At 74.2% G+C, this 18,416-nt stretch carries 11 protein-coding genes; 9 read left to right on the top strand and 2 right to left on the bottom strand.

All coding sequences use genetic code 11. The annotated features are described in order from the left end of the window. The first annotated feature begins 94 nt into the window (after window positions 1-94). From GL259_RS08060 to GL259_RS08045, 4 genes are all read left to right on the top strand, one after another. The gene (locus GL259_RS08060) at window positions 95-799 is read left to right on the top strand and encodes a GntR family transcriptional regulator (RefSeq protein WP_159530583.1); all 705 of its coding nucleotides are present in this window, start codon (window positions 95-97) and stop codon (window positions 797-799) included. Between the two features lie 105 nt (window positions 800-904). Next, window positions 905-2,431, top strand: coding sequence for a hypothetical protein (locus GL259_RS08055; protein WP_159530581.1), 1,527 nt, complete (start codon window positions 905-907; stop codon window positions 2,429-2,431). Window positions 2,432-2,567: 136 nt separating this feature from the next. Beyond that, on the top strand, window positions 2,568-3,449 hold the full coding sequence (locus GL259_RS08050; RefSeq protein ID WP_159530579.1) for a hypothetical protein: 882 nt from the start codon (window positions 2,568-2,570) through the stop codon (window positions 3,447-3,449). A gap of 36 nt (window positions 3,450-3,485) precedes the next feature. Then, window positions 3,486-8,117, top strand: a complete 4,632-nt coding sequence (locus tag GL259_RS08045) for a hypothetical protein (RefSeq protein ID WP_159530577.1) — start codon at window positions 3,486-3,488, stop codon at window positions 8,115-8,117. A gap of 39 nt (window positions 8,118-8,156) precedes the next feature. On the opposite strand, the gene GL259_RS08040 is transcribed toward GL259_RS08045, so the two are convergent. Next, window positions 8,157-8,978: an IclR family transcriptional regulator gene (locus tag GL259_RS08040; RefSeq protein WP_159530575.1), complete on the bottom strand. Its 822-nt coding sequence runs from the start codon at window positions 8,976-8,978 to the stop codon at window positions 8,157-8,159. 205 nt (window positions 8,979-9,183) lie between these two features. After that, a complete protein-coding gene (locus GL259_RS08035; RefSeq protein WP_159538465.1) occupies window positions 9,184-9,810 on the bottom strand; it encodes a hypothetical protein in 627 nt (208 codons plus the stop codon). A gap of 418 nt (window positions 9,811-10,228) precedes the next feature. On the opposite strand from GL259_RS08035, the gene GL259_RS08030 reads away from it, so the two are divergent. Genes GL259_RS08030 through GL259_RS08010 form a run of 5 tightly spaced genes read left to right on the top strand, consistent with a single transcriptional unit; the run spans window position 10,229 to window position 18,388 of the window. Then, window positions 10,229-13,258, top strand: a complete 3,030-nt coding sequence (locus GL259_RS08030) for a nitrate- and nitrite sensing domain-containing protein (protein WP_159530573.1) — start codon at window positions 10,229-10,231, stop codon at window positions 13,256-13,258. After that, a complete protein-coding gene (locus GL259_RS08025; RefSeq protein ID WP_159530571.1) occupies window positions 13,255-13,689 on the top strand; it encodes a roadblock/LC7 domain-containing protein in 435 nt (144 codons plus the stop codon). Before GL259_RS08030 ends, GL259_RS08025 begins: the two co-directional genes overlap by 4 nt. Before the next feature lie 9 nt (window positions 13,690-13,698). Continuing rightward, a complete protein-coding gene (locus GL259_RS08020) occupies window positions 13,699-14,094 on the top strand; it encodes a DUF742 domain-containing protein (RefSeq protein WP_159530569.1) in 396 nt (131 codons plus the stop codon). Window positions 14,095-14,118: 24 nt separating this feature from the next. Beyond that, on the top strand, window positions 14,119-17,802 hold the full coding sequence (locus GL259_RS08015) for a hydantoinase B/oxoprolinase family protein (RefSeq protein ID WP_159530567.1): 3,684 nt from the start codon (window positions 14,119-14,121) through the stop codon (window positions 17,800-17,802). Continuing rightward, entirely contained in the window at window positions 17,783-18,388 is a 606-nt protein-coding gene (locus GL259_RS08010; protein WP_159530565.1) for an ATP/GTP-binding protein, read from the top strand. Before GL259_RS08015 ends, GL259_RS08010 begins: the two co-directional genes overlap by 20 nt. Window positions 18,389-18,416: the final 28 nt, after the last annotated feature.

Raw genomic sequence — 18,416 nt, 5'->3', positions numbered from 1 at the left:
AGCGGTGAGTCGTGCGGAGCACGGTAGGGGATCGTTGAACGATCCTTCAATACCCCTGTTGTCCGGCCCCTCCCCGTGCGATTGAATTCCGGGCATGGCAGAGGAGCTGAGGGGACTGGCCGGCGACCGTGCCCTGCTGGGCCGCACCAGTACGGCCGAGCGGGTCTCGGACATCCTCAGGAGCCGGATCGCCGAGGGGTACTTCCCGCCCGGGACGCGGCTGTCGGAGGACAGCGTCGGCGGGGCGCTGGGGGTCTCCCGCAACACGCTGCGCGAGGCGTTCCGGCTGCTCACGCACGAGCGGCTGCTCGTCCACGAGCTGAACCGGGGGGTGTTCGTCCGGGTGCTGACCGTCGAGGACGTCGAGGACATCTACCGCACCCGCCGACTCGTCGAGTGCGCCGTCGTGCGCGGCCTCGGCGATCCCCCGTACGGACTGGACGCACTCGCCGAGGTGGTGGAGGAGAGCCGCCGGGCGGCGCGCGAAGGTGACTGGAAAGGGGTGGGTACGGCCAACATCCACTTCCACCGGGAACTGGTGGCCCTGGCCGCCAGCGAGCGCACCGACGAACTGATGCGCAGCGTCTTCGCCGAGCTGCGGCTCGCCTTCCACGTCGTGGACGAACCGAGGCAGCTGCACGAGCCGTACATCGCGCGGAACGCCGAGATCCTCCAGGCCCTGCAGGCCGGCGACCGGGAGAAGGCCGAGCAGTTGCTCGCGGCCTACCTCGACGTCTCGCTGGAGCGGGTGGTGGAGGTCTACCGGCGCCGGGTCGGGGAGGACGGGCGGGGAGGCTGAGCCGCGGCCGCGCACGGCCGCGGAACACCGGCGCGACGACCGCGGCGCCGGGGCGCAACTGCCTCGTTTGGGTCGTTGTCAGAGCGAGGACCTAGTCTGTGCATCGTGACTTCACCTGCATCGACGGAGAGCGCTCCGCCCCAGCTCAGCGCGGGGCCGCGGCCCGCGCCGGGCCCGGCCGCCGATGAGGGGCTGGCACGGCGGCTGCGCGCGCTCGCCTGCACCGCGCCGCTGCACGACCTGGACGCGCGCAAGGTCAACCTGGCCGGTGAGTACTCGGTCTACGGCATGGCGGAGATCGCCCTGGCCGCCATCGACCTCGTCACACTGAACATGGACTTCGACACGGGCGCGGACCACGACCAGGTCGTCGCCCGGCTCGTCCCGCGCATCGCCGCCCAGGCCCCGCGCCGTTCCGCCGCCGAGCACGAGCGGGTGGCCCGCTGGGTCCTGGAGAACCTGATCAACGTCGGCAGCGTCGACCGCGGCTTCCGCGCGGTGTACGGCGTGTTCGGAGCGGACGGCACCTACGTGCGCCGCGACTACGACTTCAAGCTGATCGAGGAGGTACCCGGCCCCGGCGGCACGGTGTACCTGCGGACCACCGACGAGGCCGTCAACGTCCTGGTCGGCGCCCTGGACACCGACGTCACCAGCGCGCAGATCGCCGCCGAGGTCAAGCTGGAGGTGCTGATCAGCCGCGGCCGGCTCGCCGACGCCCAGCTCGCCGCGGAGCAGGCCCGCTACCGGACCGTGCAGTACTCCGAGACCCTGCGCCGGGCGCTGGAGGCCACCCGGCGCAACGTGCGCGCGGTGGACTGGCTGAGCGCCGTGCCCGACATGATCGCCGAGGCCCTGGAGCACGTGGCGGACCGGTACCGCCACGAGAACGCGATCCTCACCAACATCCGCAAGGCCCGCGACGAGTCCGAGGACCCCGAGCACAAGCGGCGGGCCGCGGAGCTGGTGGACATCGTCAAGGACTGCATCCGGCGGCACACGCAGCTGCAGTCCCGGCTGCTGGAGGCGGGCCCGCTGTTCCGCGCCGAACAGGACCGGCAGGCCTTCGCCACGCCCACGGCCACCTCGGGCACGGACCTGTACGGCCACCTCCTGGCGCCCCTGCTGCCGCTGCCCGTGGAGCGGGCGGCCCGGGTCACCGACGCCTTCTTCGCCCACGGCACCGGACTGCGCACCCCGGTGTCCGTCCGGGTCGCCGACCTCGTCGAGATCCTGCTGACGCCGCCCGTGGAGCGGGAGCACCTCGGCGCCGAGATGCCGGAGCCCGACCTCATCGCCACACCGGACGACAGCCGTTTCAGCGAGGAGCAGCTGGCGGCCGCCACGGAGCTGCTGGACCTGCCCGCCGACGCGCCGCGCCGGCTGTCCGGACTGCTCGCCGACGCGCGCCGCCGGGACCCCGAACTGCCCTATCTGGTCGCCCTGCTGGCGATCCACGCCGCCAGCCCGCCGGTCGGCACCGCCTACCGCCAGGGCGAGCGCAAGCTGCTGTTCGCCGTGGACGACGGCACCGAACTCGACGACCCCGAGTTCGGCGGGGCCGACCTCGTCGTCGGTACGGCGCTGCTGGACGCGGCGGGGATGGCGGCGGACCGGACGGAGGCGGCGTGACGGCCGCGCAGGAGGCCCGCCGCCGCGAGTTCGCGGCGGCGGGCCGGGCCCGCCCGGCGCAGCCGCGGTCGATGCGGCCCCGCGGGCCCGGAGGGGCCGACCGCACCGTTGTTTTCCAGAACGAGGAGCCGAAACCGTGACCGAGCACGTCGAGTGGAGCGAGCCGGAGGCCGCAGCCGCACCGGCCGGTGCCGCCGTCACGCCCGCCGACGCCGCCGACGCGGCGCGGCTCGTCGCCTTCGGCCTCCAGCCCAAACTCCAGCCGGCCCGCGACCAGGAGTACGCGGACCTGCTGCGCCGCTACCGCGAGGACCCGCCGTTCGCACGGCTCGCCGACGCCGTGGCCACCGGCCTCGGACTGATCGTGCTGGAGGTGTCCCCGCGCGCGGGCATGGCCGTGACCGCCGCCGAGGGCTCCGTGTTCGCGGTGCGCATGGGCGACTACGCACGGCGCACCTCCGCCGACGGCAGTGACCGGTTCCTGCACGGACTGGCCCATCTCGCCGTCGCCGCCATGGCCTTCCCGCGCCCGGAGGACCTCGCCGACGACGGCTACATCGGGCGCGTCACGGTCAACGGCGTCGACGCCTTCGTACGCCAGGCCTGCCACCGGCTGGAGGAGCGGGCCGCGCGGCAGGGCGAGAACACCGACCCGGTCAGCGACGCCCCCGGCCTGGAGGCCGCCTGGCGGATCTGGGCCAGGCGCAGCGCGACCGGGGCCACCAAGGACGCGCGCCGGCTCGCCGGATCGACCACCGGCATCGTCGCCAAGGCCGTCGGCTTCCTCACCGACTCCGGCTTCCTGCAGCGCACCGGCGACGACAACGGCGGCACGTACCGCACCACGGCCCGCTACCAGCTCCAGGTGCGCGACATGGCGGGCAGCGCCGCCATGACCGAGCTGCTGGAACTGGGCGTCGTCCCGGTCACCGACGGCACGCCCACCCTGCTGCCCCCCGAGGACGCCGACGACCTGGAGCTCGTCGCCGACGCCGGCCTGCCGTTCCACTCCTCCTGACCCCCCCCGTTTCACGAAGCCTCACGAGAGTCCGCCATGTACGAGCTGTCCCGGGTCCGCCTCTACTCCATCGGGCCCGCCGGCGCGCGCTACGCCGACACCGTGCTCGACCTGCGCGGTGTGGGCGAGCCCGTGCCCGACCCCGCGCCGACGCAGGCGGAGTTCTTCGAGGAGGAGCCCGTCGGCCCGCCGCGCCGGCCCGCGCCCGCCGGCGTGCTCTTCCTGGAGAACGGCGGCGGCAAGTCCGTCCTGCTGAAGCTGATCTTCTCCGTGATGCTCCCGGGCCACCGCAACACCCTCGGCGGCGCCAGCTCCGGCGTCCTGCGCAAGTTCCTGCTCGCCGAGGACTGCGGCCACGTGGCGCTGGAGTGGCAGCACGTGCAGACCGGCGAGTGCGTCGTCGTCGGCAAGGTCAGCGAGTGGCGGGGCCGCCAGGTCTCCAACGACCCGCGGAAGTTCGCCGAGGCCTGGTACTCCTTCCGGCCCGGTCCCGGCCTCGGTCTCGACAACCTGCCCGTCGCCGAGTCCACGGCCGTACGGCCGCCCGTCGAGGGCCAGTCGGGCGCGCGGGGGCGGCGCCGCACCATGAAGGGCTTCCGGGACGCCCTCACCGAGGCGGGCAGGACGTACCCGCACCTCGAGGTGCACTGGGAGGAGGTCCACGAGCGCTGGACCGAACACCTCGGCGAGCTGGGACTCGACCCCGAACTCTTCCGCTACCAGCGGGAGATGAACGCCGACGAGGGCGAGGCCGCCGGCCTCTTCGCGGTCAAGAAGGACTCCGACTTCACCGACCTGCTGCTGCGCGCCGTCACCGACACCCGGGACACCGACGGGCTCGCCGACCTGGTCGGCGGCTTCGGCAACAAGCTGGGCCGGCGCGCCGAGCTGATCGCCGAGCGGGACTTCACCGCCGGCTCCGTCGACCTGCTCGGCCGGATCGTCGAGGCCGCCGACGCCCGCACCCGCGCACGGGAGATCCACACCGCCGCCGAGCGACGCACCCGCACCCTGGCGCGCCGGCTCTCCGCGCGCGGCGCCCAGGAACGCGTCCGCGCGGCCGACCTGGCCGGGCGGGTCACCGGCGCCGCGTACGCCGTCACCCACGCGGAGACCGCCCGCGAGCGCAGCGCCCTGATCTCCGCCGAACTCGCCTACCGGCACGCCTCCCTGGCGCTCACCGCCGCCGAGAAGTCCGCCGCCGCCCAGAAGCGCGAACTCGCCGACGCGCGCACGCTGTACGCGGCCTGGCAGGCCGCCGAGGCCGTGCTGCGCCACCGCGCCGCCGCCGACCGCGTCGCCCGCGTGTCCGCCGCGATCCAGGAGGCCGAGCGGGACGCGGCGCCCGCGCTGGCCGCGCGCGCCAAGGCCGCCGTCGACCTCGTACGCGCCCTGCACGCCGCCGCGCGGGACGCCGAGGACCTCGCCAACGAGGAGGAGGAGCGGTCCGCCGCCCTCCAGGAGGCCGGCGACTCCGCCTACCGCGACTCCACCGCCGCCGCCACCGAGGCGCAGCGCGCCCGCAGCGAGATCGGGCACCTGCGCCAGCGCCTCACCGAGGTCGAGCAGGAGACCGCCGAGGCGGTCCGGGCCGGCTGGCTCGACGACAGCGCCCCCGACGCCGACCCCGCCCGGGCCGCCCTCGCGGCCAGCGACGCCGAGAAGACGGCGGTCGCCGCCTGGGACTTCGCCCGCGAGGCGTCCCGCCGGGCCGGTGAGCACGCGCGCGAGGCGGCCGCCGCCGAGAGCCGCGCGGAACTGACCGCCGCCCGCGCGGCGGACGCGGCCACGGCCGCCGAGCGGGCCCACGAGAGCGAGCGCCGCACCGCCGAGGCCCTCGCCGCCGAGGAGCGGCTGGCGGAGCTGCTGAGCCTGACCGGCACCGCTCCACGGCCGTCGGTCCCGCGGCCCCGGCACGACACGGACGCCGGGCCGGGCGACACCCCGCCCGGCGGCGCCCTCACCGCCGAGGAACTCGACCGCTTCGCCGACGACCTGCGCGAACTGCTCGACGACGCGGTCTCCTCCGCCGAGCGGCAGCTGTTCGAGCTGCGCACCGCCGCCGCCGACGACGCCCGCATCCTCGGCGCCCTCGGTGACGGCGGGCTGCTGCCGCCCGGCCCGGACGTGCTGGCGACCGTCGAGTTCCTCGGCGAGCACGGCATCCCCGCGCTGCCCGGCTGGCGCTACCTCGCCCAGGCCGTCGACCCCGCCGACCACGCGCGCGTCCTGGCCGCCCGGCCCGAGCTGGTCGACGGCGTCATCATCACCGACCCGGACTCCCACGTCCGCGCCCGTGAGGCGCTGAGCGACGCCGCCCTGCTGCCCCGGTCCGCCGTGGCCGTCGGCACGGCCGCCGCCCTGCTCGCCCCGACCCCGGCGCCGGACGCGGACACCGGGGACGTCTTCCTCGTCCCGCCGAACCCGGCCATGCACGACGAGCACGCCGCCGACGAGGAGCGGCAGGCGCTGCGCGCGCGGGCGACGGCGCGGGACGAGGAGATCCGGGCGCTCGCCGCCCGTCTGGGCAAGGACCGCGAGCTGGCGGCGCGGCTCTCCTCCTGGCGCACCGGCTGCCCGGCCGGCCGGCTCACCGAGCTGGCGCGGGCGGCGCACGAGGCGCGGCTGTTCGCCGAGGAGTCCGAGGCCGAGCTGGCCGAGGCACGCACCGTGCGCGCCGAGGCCGAGGAGGCCGCCACCGAGGCCGCCCGGATCCGTGACGAGCGACAGGAGGCCGCACAGAAGGCCCGGCGCGCCGCCGACGCCCTCGCCGGGCTCGCGTTCCGGCTGCGCGAACGGGCCGGATGGCAGGCGAAGCTCCGCGAACTGGCCGACGACGCGGCCGAGGCCGAGGCGCGCGCCCAGGTCTGTCTGGAACGCGCCCGTGCCGCCGACGAGGACCGGCGCGCCGCCCAGCGCGCCGCCGACGACGCCCGGCGCACCGCGCGTGCGCTGCGCGCCGAGCGCTCCGAGATCGCGGGCGCCCCCGACGACGTGCCCGAGGACGACGCCGGGGCGCCGCAGGCCTCGCTGCCCGCCCTGCGCGAGGCGTACCGGGCCGCGTCCCAGGTGTACGAGAAGGTCGGCGTCGGCGCCGACCTGCGCGCCGAACAGGCCCGCGCGGAGAGCGACGAGAGCGCGGCCCGCGCCGAGCTGGACCGGCTCAGCAACAAGGTCCGCACCCGCGCGGAGCAACTGCTCCAGTCACCCGACGGATCCGACGGGCCCAGCCGGCAGGCCGCCGCCGCCCGCGCCGAGGAACTGGTGCAGCTCCTGGAGACGCGCATGTCGGGCGCGAGCGAGCAGCTCGGGCGGCTGCGCGGCGAAGCCGAGCGGCTCGCGCCCGAGAACGGCGAGGCGCACACCGGGCTGCCCGACGAGCTGGTGCCGCGCGACGCCGAGCACGCACAGGCCCTCCTGCGCACCGCCACGGCCGAACTCGCCTCCCGCAGCGAGGCGTTGAACCAGGCCCGGGAGGCCCACGCCGAACTGCTCGAGGCGCACCGCGCCGCCGAGGACGCGGCCGGCGGCTTCGACGAGATCGCCGCCATGCTCCGCGACCTGCTGCGCGAACACGCCTCCGAGGAGGAACAGGAGCAGCCCGAGCCCTACCCCGGCAGCCTGGAGGAGGCCCGGCAGTCCGCCGCCGAGGCCCGCCGCTCGCTGCGCGGCTGCGCCGCGGACCTGTCCGCCGCCGAGTCCGCCGTGCGCGAGGCGAGCGACGTCCTCGTCCGGCACGCCAACTCCACGCGTTACGAACAGGTCCGCACCCCCGCGCGGCAGCAGATCCGCGAGCTGCCCGCCTCCGCGCTGCCCGAGCACGCCCAGAAGTGGGCGGACGCCTTCGCGCCCCGGCTGCGCGTCCTCACCGACGAGCTGGAACAACTGGAACGGAACCGCGACTCCATCGTGGACCGGCTCAGGGGACTCGTGGAGTCGGCCCTCGCCACCCTGCGCTCCGCCCAGCGGCTCTCCCGGCTGCCCGAAGGGCTCGGCGAGTGGTCCGGGCAGGAGTTCCTGCGCATCCGTTTCGAGGAACCCGACCAGGCCACGCTCACCGAGCGGCTCGGCGAGGTCATCGACGAGGCGACCCGGTCGGCCGTCAGGAAGAACTCCGACCTGCGGCGCGACGGCATGTCCCTGTTGCTGCGCGGCGTCGCCGCCGCCCTCCAGCCGAAGGGCGTCGCCGTCGAGATCCTCAAGCCCGACGCGGTGCTGCGCGCCGAGCGCGTCCCCGTGGGGCAGATGGGCGACGTGTTCTCCGGCGGCCAGCTGCTCACCGCGGCCATCGCCCTGTACTGCACGATGGCCGCCCTGCGTTCCAACGACCGGGGCCGGGACAAGCACCGGCACGCGGGCACCCTGTTCCTCGACAACCCCATCGGCCGCGCCAACGCCACCTACCTGCTGGAGCTCCAGCGGGCGGTCGCCGACGCGCTCGGTGTGCAGCTCCTGTACACCACGGGTCTGTTCGACACGACGGCACTCGCGGAGTTCCCGCTGGTCATCCGGCTGCGCAACGACGCCGACCTGCGGGCCGGCCTGAAGTACATCAGCGTGGAGGAACACCTCCGGCCCGGTCTGCCTCAGCAGGACCCGGGGGTGGAGGCGCACAGTGAGATCACGGCGACACGCATGTTCAAGCGGCCCGCGCCGACGAGCGGGTGACCTCGCGTCCCCCTCCCTCGCACGGCTCGGACACGTGGCTCAGAAGCCGTAGCCCATGCGCCGGGACAGCTCGTCCGCCGCTGCCGCCGTCCGCCTGCCCAGCTCGGGCAGGCGGTCCGGAGTCAGCCGGTACACCGGTCCGGAGACGCTGATCGCCGCGATCACCTCGCCGTCGTGCGAGCGGACCGGCGCCGCGACGGCCGCGAGTCCCAGCTCCAGCTCCTCGAGCGTGACGGCGTACCCCCGCGGGATCACCGTCTCCAGCTCACCGCGCAGAACGGACGCGTCGGTGGCCGTGCGTTCCGTGAACCGGTGCAGCGGGCCGGCGAGAACGCCTTCGCGCAGGGCGGGCGGCATGAGCGCCAGAAACACCTTGCCGCTGGAGGTGGCGTGCAGCGGGGTGCGCCTGCCGAGCCAGTTCTGCGCCGTGACGGACGCCGTGCCGCGGGCCTGCATGATGTTGACGGCGGCGTCGTCGTCCAGGACCGCGATGTTCACCGTCTCGCCCAGTTCGTCGGCCAGTTTCCGGCAGACCGGGACGCCTTCCTGCGAGATGTCCAGCCGCACGGCCGCGGCTCCGGCGAGACGCAGTACGCCGGCCCCGAGGTAGTACTTGCCGCGGTCCTCGGCCTGGGCCACCAGACCGCGGTTCTCCAGGACGCCGAGCAGCCGGAAAGCCGTGGACCTGTGCACCCCCAGCGCGTCCGCGATCTCGGTGACGCCCGCCTCACCGCGGCGGGCGAGCAGCTCCAGCACGCTCACGGCGCGGTCCACCGACTGGACGGCGCTCGCCGCGCTCCTCCCGCTCCGCCGCGCCGGGTCCGCCGCGCGGCGTCCCGACTGTCCGCGCGCGCCGGTCATGGATCGGCCCTCACCACCTGTCGCGCCGGTGCGGGCCGCATCCGAGGTCCCTCGGTGCACCGGTCGCCCGCCCGGATCCTGTTGCACATGACGCTCACTCGTGCGCCATGTGCACCATCATGCCACCGGGTGACCGGATGCCCGGGAGGCGCCGTACGGCCGCACTCCCGGTACCGCAGGGGCGGGACGGATACGGGCGCCGGTGTCAGGAGTGCGACAGCTGCCCGGCTCCGCCCCGCCGGCGTATGCGGGCCCGCGTCCGCTCGGCGGACCGCTCCTGACGCCGGGCACGGCGCCGCTCACGCCGCAGGGCCCGCGCGGTGCTGCTGGGGGTGGACACCACGCCGTGGCGCTGCTTCCAGACCTGACGGGTGACCCACACGTCCAGGGCCGCCCACGTGGCCAGGATCGTGCTGACGATGCCGCTGACGACCATGGGGAAGGCCAGCCACGACCCGGCCAGCGTGCACAGGAAGGCCACCATGGCCTGAATCAGGGTCACGGCGATGACGAGCACGGCCCGCACGGCCGCCGTCCGCACCGGATCCGGCAACCGGGGCCTGCGCGCCGGCTCCTCGACCCACAGGGGCCGGTGGTACACCTGCTCGTGGGCGCCGGAGGCGACCGCGTCCCCCGCGGTGCCGTACGTCCCGTCGTCGGCCCGGTCCGCCCGTCCCTCGCCGTCGTGCCCGCTCGCCGGAACGTCGCGTCCGCCGGTCGCCCCGTGCCCGGCTGAGGAGGTACCGCGCTGCGGTATCCCGGCATCCGACCGGATCGTCACCTGCGCCGCCGCGCCGTCCTCGGGCGCCTCGCGCCGCTCCGCCGTGCCCATCAACGTGTCACTCCCCACCGCCAGCAGACCGCTCGCTCGTGTCCGAAGACCCGGTTCCCCAGTGGCTGCCCGGCTTGCGCTGTTTTACGCCGCCCGGAGGCGGGACACGGCTCCTGTGGCCGATTCCGCCCCCATCTCCCACAGAGAAGGACGAACGGAACGTCAGGAAGATTCCCGGGCGAGGAAAGAATTCGGCCAACCGTCTCCGCGGCCCCGGTGGCCGGTCCGCGGAACACCCTTCCGAACGCGGGCGGCAATCTCCCGCAATGACCGGACAACTCCCCATGTCTCGCCGCTGGTGCGGAACTTCAGCCTCCGGACAGTTCTTCGAGTCGACCGCGCCTCGGTAGTAGGCTCGCGCCGTTTGTTGACGCACATGTGTGCCCCCGGCCGGCCGGGGGGCGAGCTGGGGGAGGCCATGCGCTTTCGCGGGAAGTCCGTCCGCCGGAAGATCGTGGCGCTGCTCCTCGTGCCGTTGGTGTCCCTGACGGCGATCTGGGCCTTCACCACGGTGCTCACCGGCCGCGAGGCGAGCCACCTGTTCGATGTGTCGTCGGTGATGGAGGAGATCGGCTACCCCGTCGAGGACACCGTCCGCGTCCTCCAGCAGGAGCGCCGGCAGACCCTCGTCCACCTCGCGGACCCCCGGGCCTCCGACGGACTCGCCGCCCTGCGGCGCAGTCGCGCCGCCACCGACAGGGCCGTCGCCCGCGTCCGCGAGAACGCGGCGGACCCCGATGTCCGCGAGGCCATGCACGAGGACTCCGGCGAGCTGAGCGCGGTGCTGGACTCCTTCGACGGCATCGACTCCCTGCGCCGCAGCGTCGAGGACGGCACCGTCGACCGCTCCCAGGCCCTCGACCTCTACAACCGGCTGGTCGACCCGTGTTACGTCCTGCTGGCCAATCTGCACGTGGTCGAGGACGTCGAGCTGGACAAGCAGTACCGGGCCCTCGTCAACCTGGCCCGCGCCCGCGAACTGCTCGCCCGGGAGGACGCCCTGCTCGGCTCCGCCCTGATCGTCGGCAGGCTGTCCCGCGCCGAAGTGCGGGACGTCTCCGACCTCGTGGCCCAGCGCACGCTGATGTACGACGCCAGCCTGCCGCTGCTGCCCGCGACCGAGCGCGACCGCTACGAGGCCTTCTGGAAGAACGCCGTGTCCGCTCCGCTGCGCGTGGGCGAGGAGGCGGCCCTCTCCTCCGGCACCGGGCCGCCCCGCGGGATCACCGCGAAGAGCTGGGACACCGCCGCCGGCCATGTGCTCGCCGAGCTGGGCACCCTCAACGACCGGGCCACCGACCGCTACCAGGACCGCGTGCGTCCCGTCGCCATGGGCGTCATCACCCGGGCCGTCATCGCCGGCACCCTCGGACTGGTCGCCCTCCTGCTCTCCCTCTTCCTCTCCGTGCGCATCGGCCGCGGTCTCATCCGGGACCTGCGGCAGCTGCGTCTCGAGGCACACGAGGCCTCCGGTGTTCGGCTGCCCAGTGTGATGCGCCGCCTCTCCGCCGGTGAACAGGTCGACGTCGAGACCGAGGTCCCGCGGCTGGAGTACGACAAGAACGAGATGGGCGAGGTCGGCCAGGCCCTCAACACCCTCCAGCGCGCCGCCGTGGAGGCCGCCGTCAAGCAGGCCGAACTGCGCGCCGGCGTCTCCGAGGTGTTCGTCAACCTCGCCCGCCGCAGCCAGGTCCTCCTCCACAAGCAGCTCACCCTGCTGGACACCATGGAGCGCAGGACCGAGGACACCGAGGAACTCGCCGACCTGTTCCGCCTCGACCACCTGACCACCCGCATGCGCCGGCACGCCGAGGGCCTCGTCATCCTCTCCGGCGCCGCGCCCTCCCGGCAGTGGCGCAAGCCCGTCCAGCTCATGGACGTCGTCCGCGCCGCCGTCGCCGAGGTCGAGGACTACGAACGCATCGAGGTCCGCCGCCTGCCGAGGGTCGCCGTCACCGGACCGGCCGTCGCCGACCTCACCCACCTCGTGGCCGAACTCCTGGAGAACGCCACGGTGTTCTCGCCGCCGCACACCGCCGTCCAGGTCCTGGGCGAGCGCGTGGCCAACGGCTTCACCCTGGAGATCCACGACCGCGGTCTCGGCATGGCGGCCGACGCGCTCCTGGACGCCAACCTCCGGCTCGCCGAGACACCCGAGTTCGAACTCACCGACACCGACAGGCTCGGGCTCTTCGTGGTCAGCCGCCTCGCCCAGCGCCAGAACATCCGGGTCTCCCTCCAGCCCTCCCCGTACGGCGGCACCACGGCGGTCGTCCTCATCCCCGACGCGCTGCTGACGGACGACGTGCCGGACACCAACGGCGTCGGCTTCCGCCTCGACCGGCCCCAGCGCGCCAAGAGCGGGGAACCGGAGGAGCGCCGCCACGCCGCGCTCTCCCAGACGCCCGTGCAGATGCCCGGGCTGCCCGCCTCGCTGCTGGACGGACCGGTGGAACTGGAAGCCCCGGTCGACCTGGACGTCCTCGACGACTTCCCCGGCGCGCTGGACGACGAGGACAGCGGGCGCGGCGGCCTCTTCCGCTCCCGCCGCTCCCACACCCGAACCAAGGACGAGCGGCCCGGTCGCCGCGGCGCGCAGCACCAGCAGGCCCCCGGCACCCGTGAGGGGCGTGACCGGGACGCGGACGACCGGACGGACGCCCCGGTCCCGCTGCCCCGCCGGAGGGCGCCCAAGCTGGTCAGCTCCCACGGCCGCCCGGTCGGGGACCGGAGCACCCGCCGGGAACGGACGGACGAGGACACGGCCGCCTCGCCGGACCGCCCGGGCCCGCAGGCACCGCCGGTTCCGGCCCCCGACCGCGGTGAGGACCCGGCGGGACGCCGGGGCGCCGGCCGCCCGGGCCCGGAGCCCGCCTCCCCGCTCCCCGCCCGCCGCGCCGGACGGCTCCCCTCGGACCGTGAGCAGGAGCGGCCGGGCACGGAGGCGCTGCCGGCGCTCCCCACCCGCAGAAGGGGCGCGGACCCCGCCCGTCCCGGGACCGGTGCCCGCGCCGGAGAAGGGAGCGAGACCCCGGCGCCCTCCGGCCGAGCGGACGAGGACCCGCCGAAGACGCCTGCGCTCCTTCCCCGGCGCACGCGCCGCCCCGCGACCGCGTCGAGCGACCCGGAGGGGCCCCCGCCGGCCGCGGACGCGGCAGCGGAGACCGGACCCGGCGGCGCGGCGCGGGAGACCGGCGCCGCGTGGCCCGGTGCCGGATCGCTGCCCCGGCGCACACGGCAGGCCAGCCTCGCCCCGCAGCTGAAGCGCGGCACCGGACGGCGGAACGAGGACGGGGCCCGGCCCGTTGAACGGGACGCGGAAGAAGTACGCAGCCGCATGGCATCGCTCCAGCGAGGCTGGCAACGCGGCCGTGAGGAGAACGCCGCGGGCGAGGACGCCGACGGCGGCACAGCACCACGACGAACGACTAAGGGGGACGGTCGATGACCGCACCGAAGGCCACCGGCCACACCGCGACCGACAAGGCCGGGCTGAACTGGCTCCTCGACGACCTGGTGGACCGCGTCGCCAGCATCCGCAAGGCCGTCGTGCTCTCCGGCGACGGCCTGGCCACGGGGGCGTCGAAGGACCTGACCCGCGAGGACAGCGAACACCTGGCCGCGGTCGCCTCCGGGTTCCACAGCCTCGCCAAGGGGGTGGGCCGCCACTTCGAGGCCGGTGACGTCCGCCAGACCGTCGTCGAACTCGACGAGGCGTTCCTGTTCGTCACGGCCGCCGGTGACGGCAGCTGCCTCGCCGTCCTCGCGGACGCCGACTCGGACGTCGGACAGGTCGCCTACGAGATGACGCTCCTGGTGAAGCGGGTCGGCGCGCATCTGGGCACCGCCCCACGCACCGATCTGCCCTCCGGCGGGTAGTGGGATGGCATGAGCGCTGACGGTCAGGAGAGAAGCCACTGGTTCGACGACGAGGCCGGTCCGGTCGTCCGTCCGTACGCCATGACGCGGGGCCGCACCACCAGTGCGGCCCAGCACCGCCTCGATCTGATCGCGGTGGTCGTCACGGAGCCCCACGCCGACGATCCGGAGACGGACCCGACGCTCTCCCCGGAGCATGTGGACATCGTCGAGCTGTGCCGTGACACCCCGCAGACGGTCGTCGAACTCGCCTCCGAACTCGACCTGCCGGTCGGAGTGGTCCGGGTCCTGGTCGGAGACCTCGTCGACACCGAATTGGTCCATGTGAACCGGCCCGTGCCCCCGGCCGAACTGCCGGACGAGAGTATTCTGCGCGACGTGATCAACGGCCTGCGGGCCCTGTGACCGGCGCGGAAGCGGAGCACTGACGTGACAGGCTGGCAGTTCTGGATCGACCGGGGCGGCACCTTCACCGACATCGTCGCGCGGCGCCCGGACGGCCGGCTGCTCACGCACAAACTGCTCTCGGACACCCCGGCCCTCCGGCCCCCGGGGCCGGGCCCGCACGCGGGGACGCCCGTCGCCGACGCGGCCGTCGCGGGCGTCCGCGCGCTGCTGGCCGGATCGGACGATCCCGTCGACGCCGTACGCATGGGCACCACGGTCGCCACCAACGCCCTCCTCGAGCGCAAGGGCGAGCGCACCCTGCTGATCGTCACCCGCGGCTTCCGCGACGCCCTGCGCATCGCCTACCAGAACCGCCCCCGCATCTTCGCCCGCCGCATCGAACTGCCCGACCCGCTGTACGAACGGGTCGTCGAGGTCGACGAGCGCATCGCCGCCGACGGCACCGTCCTGCGCCCCCCGGACCTGGACGCCCTCACCGAGCCGCTGCGGCAGGCGTACGACGCCGGTGTCCGCGCCGTCGCCGTGGTCTGCCTGCACAGCCACCTCCACCCCGCCCACGAACAGATGATCGGAGAATTCGCCGCCCGGATCGGATTCCCGCAGATCTCGCTGTCCAGCGAGGTCAGCCCGCTGATGAAGCTCGTCCCGCGCGGTGACACCGCCGTCGCCGACGCCTACCTCTCGCCCGTGCTGCGCCGCTACGTACGGCACGTCGCCGACGAGCTCGAAGGCGTGCGGCTGATGTTCATGCAGTCCAACGGCGGACTCGCCGAGGCCGGGCAGTTCCGCGGCAAGGACGCCGTCCTGTCCGGGCCGGCGGGCGGCATCGTCGGCATGGCGCGCATGTCGCAGCTGGCCGGCTTCGACCGCGTCATCGGCTTCGACATGGGCGGCACCTCCACCGACGTCTCGCACTTCGCGGGCGAGTACGAACGCGTCTTCACCACGCAGGTCGCCGGCGTCCGGCTGCGCGCACCCATGCTGGACATGCACACCGTGGCCGCCGGCGGCGGCTCGGTCCTCCACTTCGACGGCTCCCGCTACCGGGTGGGGCCGGACTCGGCGGGCGCGGACCCGGGGCCCGCCTGCTACCGGCGCGGCGGCCCGCTCGCCGTCACCGACGCCAACGTCATGCTCGGCCGGATCCAACCCGCCCGTTTCCCGGCCGTGTTCGGCCCGGACGGCGACCAGTCCCTCGACGCCGCGCTCGTCCGTGACCGCTTCACCGCCCTCGCCCGCGAGATCCGGGAGCGGACCGGCGACGACCGCACCCCCGAGCAGGTCGCCGAGGGCTACCTGCAGATCGCCGTCGCCAACATCGCGGGCGCCGTGAAGCGGATCTCCGTGCAGAAGGGCCACGACATCACCCGCTACGCCCTCACCACCTTCGGTGGCGCGGGCGGACAGCACGCGTGCATGGTCGCCGACTCCCTCGGCATCCGCACCGTCCTCGTCCCGCCCATGGCGGGCGTCCTGTCCGCGCTCGGCATCGGCCTGGCCGACACCACGGCCATGCGCGAACGCGCCGTCGAGGCATCCCTGGAGCCCGCCGCGATGCCCGGCGTCCGCGAGGCCGCCGACGACCTGGAGGCGGCGGCCCGCGCCGAACTCCTCGCCGAGGACGTCCCCGAGGAGCGGATCGAGGTCACGCGCCGCGCCCAGCTCCGTTACGACGGAACCGACACCACCCTCACCGTCGAGCTGACCGAGCCCGACACGATGCGCCGCGTCTTCGAAGAACGTCATCGCGCCACGTACTCCTTCACGCTCGACCGGCCGATCGTGGTCGAAGCCCTCTCCGTCGAAGCCACCGGCATCATCGAACCCCCCGATCTCTCCGCCCTCGCCCCTCGCGGGCACCCCTCCGAAAGCGGCACCGCCGCCCCGCGGACCGTCCGCCTGCACACCGGCGGCGCCTGGCGTGACGTACCCCTCCACCGCCGCGAGGACCTTCCCCCCGGCGGCACCGTCACCGGCCCGGCGATCATCACCGAATCCGGCGCGACGACCGTCGTCGACGACGGCTGGCGGGCCGCGGCGACCCACGACGGGCATCTGGTCATGGAACGCGTGGCGGTCACGCAGAGTTCCGACGTCGACACGGAAGTCGACCCGGTCCTGCTCGAGGTCTTCAACAACCTCTTCATGTCCATTGCTGAACAGATGGGCGCCCGCCTGGAGTCCACCGCCCAGTCCGTCAACATCAAGGAACGCCTGGACTTCTCCTGCGCCCTCTTCGACCCGGACGGGAACCTGGTGGCCAACGCCCCGCACATCCCCGTCCACCTGGGCTCGATGGGCACCGGCGTCAAAGAGGTCATCCGGCGGCGCGGCCCGTCCATGCGCCCCGGCGACACCTACGCCGTCAACGACCCGTACCACGGCGGCACCCACCTGCCCGACGTCACCGTGATCACCCCGGTCTTCGGCAGCGGGCCGACCGGCGACACGGAGCGTGACCGCGAGGTCCTCTTCCACGTCGCCTCCCGCGGCCACCACGCCGAGATCGGCGGCATCGCCCCGGGCTCGATGCCGGCCGGCAGCCGCACCATCGACGAGGAGGGCGTCCTCTTCGACAACTGGCTGCTCACCGAGAACGGCCGCTTCCGCGAGGAGGAGACCCTCCGGCTCCTCACCGAGGCGCCCCATCCGTCCCGCGACCCGAAGACCAACCTCGCCGACCTGCGGGCCCAGATCGCCGCCAACCGCAAGGGCGTCGACGAGGTCGGCCGCATGATCGAGGACTTCGGCCTCGACGTCGTCCAGGCGTACATGAAGCACGTCCAGGACAACGCCGAGGAGGCGGTGCGCCGCGTCGTCGACGCCCTCGACGACGGCGAGTACGCCTACGAGACCGACTCGGGCGCGGTCATCCGCGTGCGGGTGCGCGTGGACCGCGCGAGCCGCTCCGCGACCGTCGACTTCACCGGCACCTCCGCCCAGCTGCCCACCAACTTCAACGCCCCCCTCTCGGTCGTCAACGCGGCCGTCCTGTACGTCTTCCGCACCCTGGTCGCCGACGACATCCCGCTCAACGACGGCAGTCTGCGCCCGCTGAGGATCATCGTGCCGCCCGGCTCCATGCTGGCGCCCGAGCCGCCGGCCGCCGTCGTCGCCGGCAACGTGGAGACCTCCCAGGCGATCACCGGCGCCCTGTACGCGGCGCTCGGCGTCCAGGCCGAGGGCTCCGGCACGATGAACAACGTCGCCTTCGGCAACGCACGCCACCAGTACTACGAGACCGTCGCCTCCGGCTCGGGCGCGGGAGACGGCTTCCCCGGCGCGTCCGTCGTGCAGACGCACATGACCAACTCACGGCTCACCGACCCCGAGGTCCTGGAGTGGAGGCTGCCCGTCCGCCTCGAGGAGTTCGCGGTGCGCCGCGGCAGCGGCGGCGCCGGGCGGTGGCGCGGCGGGGACGGGGCCGTGCGCCGCATCCGCTTCCTGGAGCCCATGACCGTCTCCACCCTGTCCCAGCACCGCAGGGTCCCCCCGTACGGCATGGCCGGCGGCCGGCCGGGCGCACCGGGCGCCGGCCGGGTCGAACGGGCGGACGGCACGGTCACCCGACTCGCCGGGAGCGACTCGGCTGACGTCGGCCCCGGCGACGTACTCGTCGTCGAAACCCCCGGCGGCGGGGGATACGGCCCGCCGCCCGATCCCCATCGAGCAGGAGAAGAGATCGATGATCTTCGGGCGCTCTGAGCGCGGCAAGCCCCCGGTCGAGCCCGTCACCCTCAAGATCCTGGTGGCCGGCGGCTTCGGCGTGGGCAAGACCACGCTCGTCGGCGCGGTCAGCGAGATCAGGCCGCTGCGCACCGAGGAACTGCTCACCGAGGCGGGCCGTCCGGTCGACGACACCAGCGGTGTGGAGGCCAAGAACACCACCACCGTGGCCATGGACTTCGGCCGCATCACGCTGCGCGAGGACCTGGTGCTGTACCTCTTCGGCACGCCCGGCCAGGAGCGGTTCTGGTTCATGTGGGACGAGCTGTCCGAGGGCGCCCTCGGCGCGGTCGTCCTCGCCGACACCCGGCGCCTGGAGGACTGCTTCGCGGCCATCGACTACTTCGAGCGGCGCTCCATCCCGTTCCTCGTCGGCGTCAACTGCTTCGAGGGCGCCGCGCGGTACCCGGTCGACGACGTCCGCCGGGCGCTCGACCTCGACGACCACGTGCCCCTGCTGATGTGCGACGCCAGGGACCGCGAATCGGTCAAGGAGGTCCTCGTCGGTGTCGTCCAGCACGCCATGACCCAGGGCGCGCGGCACCGCCGGACGGTCACCGCCTGAGGCCGCGGACCGCGGCCCGTGCTCCGGC

This window comes from Streptomyces sp. Tu 3180, from assembly GCF_009852415.1.
Lineage (GTDB): Bacteria > Actinomycetota > Actinomycetes > Streptomycetales > Streptomycetaceae > Streptomyces.
The sequence above is the reverse complement of the archived record's forward strand: the minus strand, read 5'-3'. Positions and strand labels throughout refer to the sequence as shown.

What these genes read in the sequence shown, in the direction of transcription:
- GL259_RS08040 (WP_159530575.1), bottom strand. Translation starts at nt 8,978, where the DNA reads ATGACCGGCGCGCGCGGACAGTCGGGACGCCGCGCGGCGGACCCGGCG.
- GL259_RS08045 (WP_159530577.1), top strand. Translation starts at nt 3,486, where the DNA reads ATGTACGAGCTGTCCCGGGTCCGCCTCTACTCCATCGGGCCCGCCGGC.
- GL259_RS08020 (WP_159530569.1), top strand. Translation starts at nt 13,699, where the DNA reads ATGAGCGCTGACGGTCAGGAGAGAAGCCACTGGTTCGACGACGAGGCC.
- GL259_RS08025 (WP_159530571.1), top strand. Translation starts at nt 13,255, where the DNA reads ATGACCGCACCGAAGGCCACCGGCCACACCGCGACCGACAAGGCCGGG.
- GL259_RS08030 (WP_159530573.1), top strand. Translation starts at nt 10,229, where the DNA reads ATGCGCTTTCGCGGGAAGTCCGTCCGCCGGAAGATCGTGGCGCTGCTC.
- GL259_RS08010 (WP_159530565.1), top strand. Translation starts at nt 17,783, where the DNA reads ATGATCTTCGGGCGCTCTGAGCGCGGCAAGCCCCCGGTCGAGCCCGTC.
- GL259_RS08060 (WP_159530583.1), top strand. Translation starts at nt 95, where the DNA reads ATGGCAGAGGAGCTGAGGGGACTGGCCGGCGACCGTGCCCTGCTGGGC.
- GL259_RS08035 (WP_159538465.1), bottom strand. Translation starts at nt 9,810, where the DNA reads ATGGGCACGGCGGAGCGGCGCGAGGCGCCCGAGGACGGCGCGGCGGCG.